We start from the raw sequence: 14973 nt of genomic DNA on the forward strand, positions 1-14973 counted from the left end.
TTAAGCCCTCTGCTCACCATAGAGCAGAGCATGGCGGAACCGTTCAAGCTTGCGAAAAAAACGCATCGACGCTCGCCGTATCGACTCGGTTTTTTCTCGCCTAGGCCTGGATTTTTCAGCTTTAGCGCAGCGTCGGCCCCACGAGTTATCAGGAGGACAACTACAACGGATCAACATCGCACGCGCCGTTCTTATGCAACCAGATCTCATCGTGATGGACGAGCCAACATCGATGGTGGACCCCATAAACACCCAAAGAATCGGCGAAATAATTGCGGAGATGAAGCACGACGCTGCGGTTGTGGTGGTCACGCATGACCTTGCCTTTGCACAAGGGATAGCAGATTCAACCGTTGTGATGCGTCAGGGGAAGATGATCGAACACATCACGGACAACAACGATTTAACAACTAGTCAACTACCGTACGTTCGGGAGATGGATTGTGCGGCGAATGATCTTGCCGCCTATGTGCGTCACCTCAATATGTCCAGGTAGTGGGCATTTTTGAAAGGAAAATTTATGCGGAGAGTCTTCTCCCTTCTATGTGCGGCAGTGATGGCTTTGAGCTTCGCCGCTTTGTACTACTCAAGGGGCTTCACCCTCGACCAACACAGCGTCGGGGCATAAGGTCGCAAGCGCGGTGATCCCTATTCACCGAGATGAAAACTCGCTTAATCCCTACAGCTATGTCACGGGAAACCCCGGGCTTACCGCCCTGCGTCTAGTGTATGACGCGCTCTTTAGCGTGGATAAGGATGCACAAGTTCAGCCGCACCTAGCAAAGTCATATGAAGTCAATGGTGACTACACCAAGTACACCATCGAGGTCCGCGATAAAGTGCGCTGGCATGACGGGAAGAAACTAACGCCTGAAGACGTAGCCGTAGCATTCACCTTCAACTACGCCAAAGGCAGCGACAGAGCTCGCTGGAAGAACATTGCGAACCGGATTTCCTCCATGGATGTCGACGGAAACCACGTGACCTTCACCCTGGCCGACTCAAATCCTTACTTTGTTGAGGAAGTACTGACGGATATGCCGATCATTGCCAAGCATGTCTTTGAAGACAAAAAGGCTAATGAAGTCACCGAACATGTGGGCACTGGCATCTACTCACTGACCGAATACGTCCCAGGGCAGAAGTACGTGCTTACCGCTAATGACGAATTCTTCCTAGGGAAACCCGCAATCGGCACGCTGAATATGCCGATCATCACCGATTCCGCCGCCATCCACCAGGGTCTAAAATCGGGAGAATATTTGACAGCATTCTCCGCCCTAGCGCCAGAGCTCGCCGAAACTTTTGAGAAAGAGAAAAGCCTCAAAGTAACCAGCGGGCCAGGGTTTGGAAATGACATGATCTACATGAATACAAGCGTGGGGCCTTTTAAAGACGTGGAATTCCGCCAGACCATCAGCCTTGCCATAGACGAGGACGCGCTCATCGAGCGGGTCTATCTGGGGCATGCCGACCATCCCACCGCGGGCTTTTACTCACCACATTCGCCGTGGGCAGATACGTCGCTCAAATATGAGTTTGATACCGCCAAGGCAGAAAAAATGCTCGACAAACTTGGATATAAGCGTGAGGGCGATTTCCGCACAAACAAAGACGGCAAGCCCTTTAACATCGAGCTTCTTTCTTCAGAATCTGCCTTGCGGCTCGCCGCAGCACAAACCATTGCGCAGCAACTGGCAAAAATTGGTCTCGATGTCCGCGTAAAATCCATGGACTCAGACACCCTTGACGAGCATGTATGGCCTGGCTTTGACGTCTCCCAAGAGCCTAACTACCAAATGACGATCTTTGGGTGGTCGGGGCCAACGCAATTGAGAGCATCGACGATCGTCCAGATGGGTGCATCAGACCCAACGCTGGGAGACTTTAACCTTGGCAAGTATAAGAATCCCACGTTTGACCAACGTGCTGATGCTTACGTGAAGTCCGGGTCAAAAGAAGAAAAGGAAAGCCTGGTCAAGGAACTAGAGAAGATATACGCAGAGACCATCATTGCGCGGCCTTATGCTTACGGACAACTGATTACCGTGCATAATACCACTATTTATGATGGCTTTGTCTTCCAAAAAGGTGAAGGCATTATCAACGTTTCCTCGTTCTTAGAGAAGTAATCACACCCCTGATAGGCCTAAGAATCAGAGAAAGCCGGTGCTCCTTAACAAGAGCATCGGCTTTCTTGCTCAAACCGCGTGATATTGAGGGGCCGGTAGGAAGAAATTGTCGTTTTTGAGAACGCTAGAATTTGCCTCCTGGGTTTTTCAGCGCTTGTAGCTGCTAGCGTTCTCAAAAACGACAAAGTGAGGGCGCTATCCGTTCACAGTACGATTGTCATGATCCAGCGCCACATCAAACCCCAGCTTCTTGACCAGCGCCAAGTCGCTGGCAATGGTAGAGCCAGTGGTGGTGGTGAGCATGTCTCCGCTGATGGCTGAGTTGGCGCCGGAGGTAAAGCAGGCTTCGCCGTGATCGCCAAGTAATTCGCGTCCGCCGGCGAGCCGGATTGCGGCGTCAGGGCAGAGGAACCGGAAGATTGCTACTGCGCGGCGTACTTCTTCTGGTGTCACGGGAACCATCCCTTGGAGCGGGGTTCCTTCGATGGCTACCAGGACGTTGACGGGTATGGATTTTACGCCGAGTTCTCGGGCAGAGATGACCATATCGATGCGGTCTTCAAAGGTCTCGCCTAAGCCTAGAATGCCGCCGGAGCAGAGACTCATCCCGGCGCGCTTGGCGGCTTCTAGCGTCTCTATTTTGTCTTCAAAGGTGTGGGATGTGCAGATGTTGGGGAAGTTGTTGCGTGATGTTTCTAGGTTGCAGTGAACGCGGCTTACACCTGCGTTATGCAGCAAGGTGAATTGTTCTTCGGTGAGAAGTCCTGCGGAAATGCAGACTTCGATGCCTATTTCTGTGCGGATTCGACGCACGCCTTCGCAGATATGCTCTACTTCATCGCGTCGTAATTTCCGACCTGATGTGACGATGGAGAAGCGGAGTACTCCCTTTTCTTTGTTTTCTTTGGCCTGTGCAAGCAGCTCGTCGACGGTGATGAGCGGGTATTTGTCTATTTCAATGTTGGGAAAGCGGATGCTTTGGGCGCAGAAGGTGCAATTTTCTGGGCATCGTCCGCTTTTGGCGTTGATGATGGAACACATGTCAAAGCCGTTGCCGCAGAAGTGTTGGCGGATGTCATCGGCGGCTTGGGCGAGCTCATCGAGGGGTGCGTCGAGAAGCGCGAGGGTGGTGTCGCGGTCGATGATTTCACCTGCGAGTACGCGTTCTTTTAAGTTTTGAACATCGTTCAATGTGGTGGTCATGAATGTGATTTAACCACTGTTGGCTGCGCTTGGTAGGGCAAATTGATTGTGGCATATAGCGCTTTGGGTGCCCTTGCTACCGTTAGGATGGAAGCATGACACACGCACAATTAGCCCTTTCCCCGCGCCTCATCAATGCGATAAACGTCGCGGCGATGGCCCACAGGAATCAGTACCGCAAAGGAACTGCTATTCCGTACGTTTCTCATGTTTTCGCGGTGATGAATATCGCCAGCGCCATGACGGACGATGAGGACATCCTTATAGCTTGCTTGCTTCACGACGTCCTCGAAGATGCGCCGGACGAGTTCTCGGAAGGACAGATCGAGGAGACTTTTGGCCCACGAGTCTTGGAAATTGTGGGGGAGGTGACCAAGGATGAGTCGCTGTCTTCCTGGCAGGAGCGTAGCGACGCCTACCTGCAGCATCTTCGCTCCGCTTCCGAGGCGGCTCTATGCGTATGTGCTGCGGATAAGTCTCATAACCTTGCCTCCATACTGCACGATTATGATGCGTTAGGGGATGTGCTGTGGGAGCGCTTTAATGCAGGGAAAGAACGTCAGCAATGGTGGTATGCAAGTGTGTATGGTGTGCTTGCTGATCGCTTAGGGGAAGATAATCCTGTGCTGCGGCAGATGGGGATTATGGTGGAAAAGCTCGGAGCTTTATAGAGATTCTGATAGTCGTTGGGCCGCGAGAACAAGGTCGCGCGCCCAGAGCGTTGATGGTGCGGGGCGTAGTCGCTCGGTGGGGCCGGAAATGGATAGCGCCGCGATAAACAGGCCTTCGCTATCAAAGACTGGGGCGGAGATGCTGGCCAGGCCAACTTCGCGTTCGCTAATCGACTCGGCCCAGCCGTTGCTGCGGGCTTCTTCGAGGTCTTCTGCGGTAAATTGCGCTCCCGCGTCTAGCATGGCCTCGCGTAGTGTGGGGGAGGAATAAGCGAGGAAGACTTTCGCTGCGGAACCCGCGGTCAGGGGGAGTCGTGTTCCTACCGGGACGGTGTTTTGGAGTCCGATAGCGGGTTCTTGCGCAGCAATGCACACGCGGGTTGCTCCAGCGAGTTGGTAGAGCTGTACCGATTCGCCTGTGACGTTCATGAGGTGCGCCATGATGGGGGCGGCGACGTCGATAAGCTTGGTGGAGCTTCCTGCCCCAAGGGAAGTGAGCACGGCGCCGATTGTCCATTTTCCGTCGGAAGTGCGCGTGAGGATATTGTGCGTTTCCAGTGCTGTGGCTAAACGGTGAGCGGTGGCTCGGGGTAGATCGGTGGCCTCGCATAGCTCTGTTAGAGAGAGGGGGCGCTCCGCAACGGTCAGCATTATGGTTACTGCGCGGTCGAGAACCTTAATGCCGCTTGTGGCGGCTGGATCTATGTTAATCTTTCCCATGACACGATACTAGCATTCCATTTCATGGGATTCATCCTTGAGTATGGAATTGATTATGTAAAGAGGTGATTCGATCCATGACCAGCCCCGTGGTATCGAAAGAAGAGAAGTTAACCCTTGCAGAAAAAGTGTGGCGTGACCATGTCATCTCGCGCGGCGAGGGCGACCAACCTGATCTTATCTTCATTGACCTGCAACTCCTACACGAGGTCACCTCACCCCAAGCTTTTGACGGCCTACGCATGGCTGGGCGCACAATGCGGCATCCTGAGCTGCACCTTGCCACCGAGGACCACAACGTTCCCACGGAAGGCATTGCGGCAGGGTCATTGCTAGAAATCAATGACCTGGTTTCTCGCACACAGGTGGAAACACTGCGTAAGAATTGTGCGGAATTCGGTGTTCGTCTTCATGCCATGGGGGACGCGCAGCAGGGCATCGTCCACCAGGTGGGGCCTCAGCTGGGGGCGACTCAACCCGGAATGACTATTGTCTGCGGCGATTCCCACACCTCCACTCACGGCGCTTTTGGTGCTATGGCCTTTGGCATTGGCACTTCAGAGGTGGAGCACGTGATGGCCACCCAAACGCTTTCCCTCAAACCCTTTAAAACCATGGCGATCAACGTCTCTGGGGAATTGCAGCCTGGGGTTTCTGCCAAGGACCTCATCTTGGCGATCATCGCCAAGATTGGGACGGGCGGGGGACAAGGCCACGTTATTGAATATCGCGGTGAGGCCATCGAGAAACTGTCCATGGAAGCACGCATGACAATGTGCAATATGTCCATTGAGGCCGGCGCGCGCGCAGGCATGATCGCACCCGACCAGATCACTTTTGACTACATCAAAGGTCGAGAGCTTGCCCCACAAGGACAGGACTGGGATCAGGCGGTGGAGTATTGGAAGACGTTGCCTACAGACGAGGGTGCTGTTTTTGACACCGTGGTGGACATCGACGGCTCGGCAATCACCCCCTTTATCACCTGGGGAACAAACCCAGGTCAGGGGCTTCCGCTCAGTGAAAACGTCCCGTCGCCTGAAGACTTTGCTGGCGATAGCGAGAAAGCCGCCGCGCACAAAGCGCTGGATTATATGGGGCTGACCCCAGGGACACCGTTAAGAGATATTGCGATCGACACAGTATTTCTTGGTTCCTGCACCAATGCGCGTATGGAAGACCTGCGCACAGCCGCAGAAATTCTTGCTGGTCGCACCATCGCGGATTCGGTACGGATGCTCGTGGTTCCTTCCTCAACCATGATTAAGCAACAGGCAGAAGCAGAAGGACTAGACAAGATCTTTATCGCTGCCGGTGCTGAGTGGCGCTCAGCAGGGTGCTCCATGTGCCTAGGCATGAACCCGGATCAACTGGCGCCTGGCGAACGCTCTGCCTCTACTTCTAACCGGAACTTCGAGGGCCGCCAAGGTCCTAAGGGAAGAACGCATCTAGTATCACCAGCAGTCGCAGCAGCAACAGCTATTAAAGGGACATTGGCTAGCCCAGCGGACTTGGACGAGGAGTGAACAATTATGGATAAATTCACAACCCATACGGGCATTGGAATCCCACTGACCCGCTCGAATGTGGACACCGACCAGATTATCCCGGCAGTCTACTTAAAACGGGTCACACGCACGGGCTTTGACGACGGCCTCTTTAACAATTGGCGCACCAATGATCCCAACTTTGTGCTCAACCAGCCTTCCTATTCCAGGGGCTCAGTGCTCGTCGCTGGGCCAGACTTTGGCACAGGCTCCTCCCGCGAACATGCGGTATGGGCACTGATGGACTATGGATTCCGGGTGGTGCTGTCTTCTCGATTCGCGGATATTTTCCGGGGGAACGCAGGGAAATCTGGGCTCTTAGCTGCAAAAATGGAGCAGTCCGATATTGAGCTTCTGTGGAAGCAGCTAGAGCAACAGCCGGGTCTAGAGGTGACAGTGAACCTAGAAACCCGAACTGTGGAATGCGATGGTTCCATTTACACCTTCGATGTAGACGACTACACGCGGTGGCGTTTGCTCGAAGGCCTCGATGACATTGGGCTTACGCTTAGGCAGGAGTCAGAGATCGCTCGCTACGAGCAGTCCCGACCATCGTTTAAGCCCGTCACCCAGTAGGAGCTGCGCTATTTTGCCGGAAGCGGGCTGGCAAAATAATCGGCTCCCGTTAGCTCGCTGTTGGTAAAGGATAGAACCCAGACACTGGCTTTCTTTGCCGGTATTTCTTCCAAGGGGAGTCTGCCAGAGGCCGATAGCCAGGCGATCATGTCAGGGATGACCATGCCTTGTGCGACGACCACGGACACACCGCCTTGATCGATAATCCGAGAAAACGCTGCTTGGGAATCGGTCATGGCGGATAGCCAGCCTTCGTCGCCAAGCTTTGCGTCTACGGAAACCTCAAGGTCTAGGGTCTTAGCTAACGGGACAGCGGTCTGCTGGCACCTGTCTGGTAGGGCAGAATAAATGGCGGTGGGGCGAAACGCCTCCAACAAAGGGGCGAGCAATTGCGCCTGTCTGCGTCCCTTTTTGTCCAAGGGGCGCAGATTATCGTTGCCTGCCCAGTTGCTGCGTCGAAAAGCTCGTGCATGCCGGACATACAGGATGCGGGTAGTCGCTGGAACCTCAAAGCGCTTGCGGGCTTTATCCATGATGTTTTTGTCCACGTCGTAGCTGAGAAGCTCGCGGGCCTGGTGAAAATCGAGCCAGCGGATCTCGTCCACCTCGTTATTAGGGGTAAAGGTTCCGTCTAGAACTTCGGCAGTCCAGTAGTAGACCACTTTGGTGCGGTCGCCGACGGGGTACGTGACCTTGCCTAGAAGCTTTCCTAGCCTCACGCGGAATCCAGTTTCTTCGACAATCTCGCGAGCGGCCGTAACAGGCAAAGATTCACCTGGATCGACTTTGCCCTTGGCCAGCGACCAGTCATCATAATGCGGTCGGTGAATCACTGCGTATTGGATGGAATCAGGATCTGTATGGTCGCCACGCCACAAGACCGCTCCTGCCGCAAGCGTAGAGCGTTTATATTCCTGCGCAGGTTCAGCCACGATGCTTTGGAATCTTCCCGTGATAGCAAGTGAAGATTGCAGGTCCTTAGTCGCTTCGGTGTGACTGGTTTTATGCATCGCTGTAGCTTTCTTTAGTCTGTGGCGGTCTGTGGCGAATGATGACGGTGGTGGCGGGAGTGGGGATAATATCTAGCCTAGTTACTTGACCAACATCTTCGGGTGGGTGTGCATAGCTCGTCGGATGGTGTTAGCGTGGGCTGCTCATGAGCACAAACACTACACCGCGGCTACGCAGACATAGGGAATAACTGTTGCTCATGAGTCCTGTTATTGCTCGGCGCATGTGGCAGGGACGAGGCGCAACAGAGAGCCTAACGCCAACAAAGTTGCTATATCCATGTACATTGACGTGAGTGAAGTAAAACAGAGCGCACGCATCGTGGCGGAAGCTCTGAAGTGTCCAATAGTGCAACCAGAGGAGTATGCGGTGAAAGTTGCGGTAATGGGAGCCGGATCGTGGGGAACAACCCTGGCTAAGGTCTTTGCAGATGCCGGGTGTGATGTTCGCCTATGGGCACGACGCTCTGAGGTCGCAGCTGAGATCAACCAGCAGCACACCAACAACCGATACCTTTCTGACATAGTCCTTCCGGAAGCCTTGCGTGCCACGGATAACCCTGCGCAGGCGCTTGAAGATTCTGACATTGTGGTGCTGGGAGTGCCTAGCCAAACCTTAAGAGATAATTTGTCCGAGTGGGCCGCTGCGATTCCACAGACCGCGATCCTTGTGAGCCTGGCTAAAGGCATAGAAAAAGATACTTTCGAGCGGATGAGCCAAGTAATCGCTGAAGTCGCTGGGACTCCGGATACTCAGATTGCCGTTCTCTCCGGGCCAAACCTAGCCCGCGAGATCGCTGAGGAACAACCAGCCGCAACAGTAATCGCGTGTACCGACGAGGCGAACGCACAAAAAGTTCAAGCTGCGCTCTCCGCCTCGTACTTCCGCCCGTATACCAATACAGACGTTATTGGTTGTGAAATCGGTGGAGCCTGCAAAAACGTTATTGCATTAGCGTGCGGCATGGCCGCTGGCAGAGGACTCGGCGAAAACACAGTGGCCACCGTGATCACTCGCGGCTTGGCGGAGATTACCCGATTGGGTACCGCAATGGGCGCTGATCCGCGTACGTTCGCCGGACTTGCCGGATTAGGTGACCTGGTGGCTACGTGTTCCTCACCTCTGTCGCGTAACCGTACTTTTGGTGCGCGACTAGGAGAAGGAAAGACGTTAGAGGACGCAAAAGCCGCCACCAACGGGCAGGTGGCAGAAGGCGTTATCTCTTCAATGTCTATCTCCCGTCTAGCAGAAATCCATGAAGTAGATATGCCTATTACTCGGGCTGTCTACGGTGTGTGCCATATGGGCGCAAGTGTTCATGACATGGTTGCGGCGTTGATGGGGCGTACAAAGAAATCCGAGTAGTACACAAGGTAAAGTTTGTGGTTGTGACTCAGAATCCTTCCGAAAATCCCCGTGTCAGGGTTGCCGTAGTTTATGGCGGCCAAAGCTCAGAACATTCCGTTTCCTGCGTTTCTGCCGGGGCGATTATGTCTCACCTCGATCCAGAAAAATACGAGGTCTTTCCCGTAGGAATCACCCGTGATGGCGTGTGGACCGTGGGGGAGACCGACGCCACAAAGCTGCGGACTGTGGACCGCGTTATGCCAGAGGTGGAGTTTGTTCGTGAAGTAAAGCTTTCCGTGAACCCTCGTTCTGCCGGTGAGTTCCGGTATGAGGACGGAACGCTGTACGCACATGCCGATGTGATTTTCCCGGCTCTGCATGGGCGATTCGGTGAGGATGGAACCATTCAAGGAATGTTCGAGCTTTCTGGTATTCCTTATGTGGGCACCGGAGTATTGAGTTCTGCCTGCGGCATGGACAAGGAGTACACCAAGAAACTTCTTGCTGCGGAAGGTCTGCCCGTGGGCAAAGAAGTGATCCTTCGTGGGGACGAAACCCTCACAGATGCCGATAAACACATGCTCGGTCTCCCTGTTTTTGTGAAGCCCGCACGAGGCGGATCATCCATCGGGATTTCCCGCGTAGCCGAGTGGGACGACTTCGATGCTGCCCTCGCACTAGCCCGAGAGCATGACACCAAAGTGATCGTGGAAGCGGAGATTAAAGGCGTAGAAGTAGAGTGCGGCGTGCTTGAGCGTGCCGACGGCTCCCTGATCGCTTCAGTGCCCGCACAGCTAGAAGACGTTGATGAAGGCGAAGAAGGCTTCTATGGTTTTGATACCAAATACCTAGACAACGTAGTCACAGCCACCATCCCAGTGCCCTTTGATGAGGCAACAACCAAGCTCATCCAATCGCTGTCGCTAGAAGCCTTCCAAGCACTTAACTGCCGAGGCCTTTCTCGCGTGGACTTTTTTATCACCGCCCAGGGGCCAGTCCTCAATGAGGTGAACACGATGCCGGGCTTTACCCCGATTTCCATGTATCCGCAGGTGTTTGAAGCCACCGGGATAGGGTACGCAGAGCTGCTCTCTCACCTGATCGATCAGGCGCTGGCTCAATAAAAACCAAAGCACTAACCCTTAAGCAAAGAGGTAGGCACCACAGGATTTGGTGCCTACCTCTTTGCTTTGGGACTGCCTAGCGTGTGACAGAGGGCTCCGCCGTGTGTTTTTCTATGGCTTTGGTCAACTTCACGAGTGCTGCATTGCCAGAGTTCTGCGGCACGCTAACTGCCACAATCACGTCACGACCGAGTGCATACCAGGTTGACGCTGTGGTTCCATTACCTAAGGTCGTATCCTCAAACCATGCAACGGAATCTATCTGTTGGATGCGCGCCCCAGCCTCATAGGCCGATGGGAAAGCAACACCACAGCGCACCATAACAGGCTCGTATCCTGATGCACTCCACGCTGCTGAGCCAGCTGGAAGTCCTTGCACATCACGACGAGAATACTGCGGGGAATCCCCAAAATGTTCCGGCAGATCTGACATCAACTCGGTACAACGACCCGAGTGAGCGTTTGTGCGAGGATCCGCATCTTGCTGCAACGATTGAAGAGGAAGCGGGTTGGGCTGTGCCGTTTCCTTGCGTAAAGAAGCAACTGCCGTGGACAGCTCTGGGATGGGCGATGCCGCTTTTCCAAGCCCCGCATCATCAGCCGTCAGGGCTACTACCGGAAAACGGTCTACCGCATACCACGTGCGAAACGTCGATCCAGGCGTGGTATCCCTGACTTCTAGCCACGATGTTTCGTCGATAAGCGAAAGTTCCGAAAGCTGCGTGTACTGCAACGGAAGATTAACTCCGCATCGCAAAGTCACTCGATGCGTGGAGTCTGACTGCCAAGCTGCCGCACCAGCAGGTGCAGGATCGGCAAGCTCAGCACGCTTGTGCCCGAGAACCTTATGCGGAAGCGCACCAATAAGAGATGTGCACTCGGGACTTTCAGCCTCAGGGGAATTTGCAGAAGTCATTGCTACCGGACGGTGGGCTACCCGATCGTAAACCAGCTTCGCTCCTCCAAGCACCCCCACGACCAATACAATGGCTAATGCCAACGCGAGTGCGATGGGCCCTCGTTTGAAAGAAGCTTCATTCTGCATAAAGAATAATCATAGTTTCTGCGATGAACAAGATCGGGTCGCACCGCCGATTGCATCGTGTACTGCTGCACACTGTAAAAATAAGGTCATAAAATACGCGACGGAGGAGAACACTAGTGAAAGAACATCTGAATCCGACGCTTGCCGAGGTAGGAGAGCGCGCCGCGATCAAGGTGATCATCGCGCATGCACCCAGCTCCCGAAACGGCGACGATGCCGCAGTACTCGGACATGCTTCCGCGAATTCCCGTGCAGTGGTCACCACAGACATGCTGGTCCAAGACCGACACTTCCGCCTCGACTGGTCCACCCCCGCAGAGATAGGCTGCAAAGCAATCACCCAAAACTTTGCTGATATCGAGGCAATGGGAGCGCGCCCCGTGGCAGCCCTCCTAGCGATCTCAGCGCCGGCCTACACCAGACTTAATTTTGTTTCTGAGCTCGCCAGGGGCATTTCCTCCCGAGTAAAAGACTATTCCGCAGAACTCGTCGGCGGAGACATCACAGACGGCGAAGCTATCGTGATCGCAGTAACCGCCGTGGGGCAACTAGGCGGTTCACTCCCAGAGCTTTCCCTCGACCGCGCACGACCAGGACACACAATCATCGCCTCGGGAGGAATCGGCGAATCCGCTGCTGGATACGCGCTCCTTCAACGCTTTGGACGCACGGACATCCCAGAAAAATTTCTACCACTGGTAACCGCACACTGCGCGACCATCGTTCCAGAAGGCCGCGGCTTTGTAGCACGCTCAGCAGGAGTAAGCTCCCTAACCGATAACTCGGATGGCCTCATCGTCGACTTAAGAACCATGGCCAAAAAATCCGGCGTATCCATGGATCTAGACCCAGAAGCCATCGCTCCAACACCATTGATGCTGGAAGCCGCAGAGCTTCTCGACGCCGACCCCTGGCAATGGGTCCTTGGAGGGGGCGAAGACCACACACTCATGGGTACCACTGCCGGCGCACCTCCCACAGGATTCCGGGCCATCGGAACCGTAGGAAAACGACTCTTCCACGTAGGCCACGACCATGGACAAGTACTCGTCGGCGGGAAATCACCCGCTTATGACGACGGCTGGGTCAGCTTTTAACTATCACTGAACAACCGCAGTAGAGCACAGCACATAGATACGAGGAACACGAATGACCGATACTGCATCGAACAATGGTGCCCCGCACAATTCTGCATCCCAAAAACAGCACCAACCCCTACCAGTCCACCCATCGTGGCTAGAGCCGTTGACCCCTGTAGAAGAACAGATCCACACGATGGGAGACTTTCTCCGGGAAGAAATAAAAGCAGGTAGGGGATACTTACCCGCAGGCGCAGACGTACTGCGCGCGTTTAGCTATCCCTTTGATGAGGTCAAAGTTCTCATCGTCGGACAAGACCCCTATCCCACCCCAGGTCATGCGATGGGATTGTCCTTTTCCACCCAACCAGGCGTGCGCCCACTGCCTAGGAGCCTTAGCAATATCTTCAAAGAACTATCGCAAGACCTAGGTATCCCCGCACCCCACGACGGCGATCTGACCCCTTGGTCGCGTCAAGGAGTCGCACTCTTTAACCGGGTACTTAGCGTCCAACCAGGTAAAGCCGGCTCCCACCGCGGACGCGGCTGGGAAGAAGTCACTGAGGTAGCCATCAGAGCCCTCGCTGCACGCAACACCCCCTTAGTCGCTATCCTATGGGGACGAGACGCACAAGCAACCAAAGCATTCCTAGGGAACACACCTTGCATTATGTCCCCACACCCATCACCGCTATCCGCATCGAGAGGATTCTTTGGTTCTCGCCCCTTTAGCAGGACAAACAGCTTGCTTCAAGACCTCGGAGTCTCCGGCATCGATTGGCGATTGTAAACTTTTCTACCATGCCCGACATCACGTTTCTTAGCGGACGCAGCCTCCTACACTGGGCGGAATGCGCAACAGATGAGCTCGTCGCGCGCCGGGCGGAGATCAACAGCCTGAATGTGTTTCCGGTACCAGACGCAGATACCGGCTCAAATATGGCGCATACCATGCACGCTGCAGTAGAGGCGGTCCACCAGTTGATCGCCAGCACCGGGGGAGAAACCCCGCACGATGAGCCCCGAGAACTGAGCGCTTCCGACGTTGCCACAGCGTTGGCCTCCGGTGCTGTACGTGGGGCACGGGGAAACTCGGGTGTTGTCTTAAGCCAAGTACTACGCGGCATCGCGCAGGCAGCAAACTCGGGTGTCATTGATGCTTCCTGTATCCAAAAATCACTTCTCAACGCACTCGATTTTGTGGCTGCAGCGATTACTGACCCCGTTGAAGGCACCGTGATCACTGTGCTGCGCGCTGCCGCATTTTCTGCTCGAACCTGCGACACCGACAATCTCTATGAGGTCGTCACAGTGGCTGCGGACGCAGCGCGAGTAGCCTTGCACAACACCCCCTCACAGCTCGCAGTGTTAAGAGAAGCAGGTGTTGTCGACGCCGGAGGCCAAGGACTCGTAATCCTCCTGGATGCTCTTGTCGATGCCGTGCTTACAGATCCAATGAATGCGGCTCATCAAGGGCAACGCTCTCAAGGAGAAACCGCAGGCCACGGTTCTCATCACTCAGCGGAACTTTCGCATAGACCACACTCCCACAGCTTCTCCCAGCACGGGCATGAGGCTTTCCTAGAAGTAATGTTCTACATCGAGGACGTTGACCTAGATGCACTACGAGGCGAGCTCCTCGCATTAGGAGACAGCCTCGTGATCGCGGGCATTGGCGAAAAAGCTGGAACAATTCATATCCACACATTTGATGCAGGACGAGTCATCGAACAGGCATATGCCATGGGAAAGGTCAGCGACCTTCGGATTGAGGTACTACCGTCCCTCGGCGGCACCGACCACCCAACCCGAATAGTGCTAGCACTTGCCCCGGAAGGAACACTGGCCGAGCTCTACAACGCAGCTGGTGCACTTGTGGTAGTCCGAAAAGGCAAACAGTTTGCCATCGTCGGCTCGACCGACCTTGGCCAGGAACCCACCCCGCTGACAGACGGGGTGGCGATAGTCAACGAGCTCATTTCTCGTTCGCATGAAAGCGGAGCGACCGAAGTGATTTTGCTCCCCAACGGCATGCTCACCAGGGGAGAGATGGCGTCGGTGGAACGCTCGACGCGGTCGTTTAAACAATCAATCACCATCCTGCCCACAGGTAGCCTCGTCCGTGGGCTAGCAGCACTATCAATGCACGATTCCAGCCAAGCACTCGCTGTAGATACCTATGCCATGACTGAAGCCATCACTGGCATGCGTACGGCCAAGATCCGCCCCACCTCAAAAGCTGCCCTCACCGCTGCCGGCGCCTGCGCCAAAGGTGACTACGTTGCCACAATCGGTTCTGAGACGATTGCAGTAGACGAAGACATCTACGCGTGCACCCAACAAGCCGTGCGCAAAATGCTAGACGGCGGCGGAGAACGCGTCACGATCATAGCGTTAGAATCACTTGGGCTTAACCAATCCGAGGTAGCCGCAATGATGCCTCCCAACTCGGAACTTGACCTCACCATCTACCTAGCTGACCACGTAGACAGCCTCGTGGAAATCGGAGTGGAGTAAC

General features: G+C 54.7%; 14 protein-coding genes. 10 read left to right on the forward strand and 4 right to left on the reverse strand.

The genetic code is table 11. From position 1 onward, the window contains the following. Positions 1 to 49: 49 nt before the first annotated feature. A complete protein-coding gene (locus tag CBE74_RS17815; RefSeq protein WP_259493885.1) occupies positions 50 to 496 on the forward strand; it encodes an ATP-binding cassette domain-containing protein in 447 nt (148 codons plus the stop codon). Between the two features lie 145 nt (positions 497 to 641). Continuing rightward, on the forward strand, positions 642 to 2132 hold the full coding sequence (locus CBE74_RS17820; protein ID WP_225870130.1) for an ABC transporter substrate-binding protein: 1491 nt from the start codon (positions 642 to 644) through the stop codon (positions 2130 to 2132). A 195-nt stretch (positions 2133 to 2327) separates the two neighbouring features. Here CBE74_RS17820 and bioB read toward each other — a convergent pair whose 3' ends face one another. Beyond that, the gene (gene bioB, locus CBE74_RS17825; RefSeq protein WP_087453852.1) at positions 2328 to 3335 is read right to left on the reverse strand and encodes a biotin synthase BioB; all 1008 of its coding nucleotides are present in this window, start codon (positions 3333 to 3335) and stop codon (positions 2328 to 2330) included. 95 nt (positions 3336 to 3430) lie between these two features. Here bioB and CBE74_RS17830 point away from each other — a divergent pair, with 95 nt between their 5' ends. Further along, positions 3431 to 4006, forward strand: a complete 576-nt coding sequence (locus CBE74_RS17830; RefSeq protein WP_087453853.1) for an HD domain-containing protein — start codon at positions 3431 to 3433, stop codon at positions 4004 to 4006. Here the strand turns inward: CBE74_RS17830 and CBE74_RS17835 are convergent. Next, positions 4001 to 4726: an IclR family transcriptional regulator gene (locus CBE74_RS17835; RefSeq protein ID WP_087453854.1), complete on the reverse strand. Its 726-nt coding sequence runs from the start codon at positions 4724 to 4726 to the stop codon at positions 4001 to 4003. The two genes, CBE74_RS17830 and CBE74_RS17835, sit on opposite strands and share 6 nt — an antisense overlap. A gap of 77 nt (positions 4727 to 4803) precedes the next feature. Here CBE74_RS17835 and leuC point away from each other — a divergent pair, with 77 nt between their 5' ends. Beyond that, positions 4804 to 6252: a 3-isopropylmalate dehydratase large subunit gene (leuC, locus tag CBE74_RS17840; protein WP_087453855.1), complete on the forward strand. Its 1449-nt coding sequence runs from the start codon at positions 4804 to 4806 to the stop codon at positions 6250 to 6252. Positions 6253 to 6258: 6 nt separating this feature from the next. Next, a complete protein-coding gene (leuD, locus tag CBE74_RS17845) occupies positions 6259 to 6849 on the forward strand; it encodes a 3-isopropylmalate dehydratase small subunit (protein WP_087453856.1) in 591 nt (196 codons plus the stop codon). Between the two features lie 8 nt (positions 6850 to 6857). Here leuD and CBE74_RS17850 read toward each other — a convergent pair whose 3' ends face one another. Then, on the reverse strand, positions 6858 to 7859 hold the full coding sequence (locus tag CBE74_RS17850) for an NUDIX hydrolase (protein ID WP_087453857.1): 1002 nt from the start codon (positions 7857 to 7859) through the stop codon (positions 6858 to 6860). A 370-nt stretch (positions 7860 to 8229) separates the two neighbouring features. Between CBE74_RS17850 and CBE74_RS17855 the strand changes: the two genes are divergently transcribed. Together CBE74_RS17855 and CBE74_RS17860 are read left to right on the forward strand one after the other, a co-directional pair. Beyond that, positions 8230 to 9225 carry an NAD(P)H-dependent glycerol-3-phosphate dehydrogenase gene (locus tag CBE74_RS17855; RefSeq protein ID WP_171483258.1) on the forward strand — a complete coding sequence of 332 codons (996 nt, stop codon included), beginning with the start codon at positions 8230 to 8232 and terminating at the stop codon, positions 9223 to 9225. Between the two features lie 23 nt (positions 9226 to 9248). After that, a complete protein-coding gene (locus CBE74_RS17860; protein WP_087454873.1) occupies positions 9249 to 10331 on the forward strand; it encodes a D-alanine--D-alanine ligase family protein in 1083 nt (360 codons plus the stop codon). Positions 10332 to 10407: 76 nt separating this feature from the next. Here CBE74_RS17860 and CBE74_RS17865 read toward each other — a convergent pair whose 3' ends face one another. Further along, positions 10408 to 11376, reverse strand: coding sequence for a DUF3515 domain-containing protein (locus CBE74_RS17865; protein WP_087453859.1), 969 nt, complete (start codon positions 11374 to 11376; stop codon positions 10408 to 10410). Positions 11377 to 11492: 116 nt separating this feature from the next. Here CBE74_RS17865 and CBE74_RS17870 point away from each other — a divergent pair, with 116 nt between their 5' ends. The 3 genes from CBE74_RS17870 to CBE74_RS17880 are packed head-to-tail and all read left to right on the forward strand — an operon-like array spanning position 11493 to position 14972. Then, on the forward strand, positions 11493 to 12473 hold the full coding sequence (locus CBE74_RS17870) for a thiamine-phosphate kinase (RefSeq protein WP_087453860.1): 981 nt from the start codon (positions 11493 to 11495) through the stop codon (positions 12471 to 12473). 52 nt (positions 12474 to 12525) lie between these two features. Further along, entirely contained in the window at positions 12526 to 13245 is a 720-nt protein-coding gene (locus tag CBE74_RS17875; RefSeq protein ID WP_087453861.1) for a uracil-DNA glycosylase, read from the forward strand. A gap of 11 nt (positions 13246 to 13256) precedes the next feature. Beyond that, complete coding sequence (locus tag CBE74_RS17880; protein ID WP_087454874.1) at positions 13257 to 14972, forward strand: DAK2 domain-containing protein; 1716 nt, start codon at positions 13257 to 13259, stop codon at positions 14970 to 14972. The last annotated feature ends 1 nt before the right edge of the window (position 14973 follow it).

It is taken from the genome of Corynebacterium silvaticum (assembly GCF_002162115.2).
In the GTDB taxonomy this organism is placed as follows: domain Bacteria; phylum Actinomycetota; class Actinomycetes; order Mycobacteriales; family Mycobacteriaceae; genus Corynebacterium; species Corynebacterium silvaticum.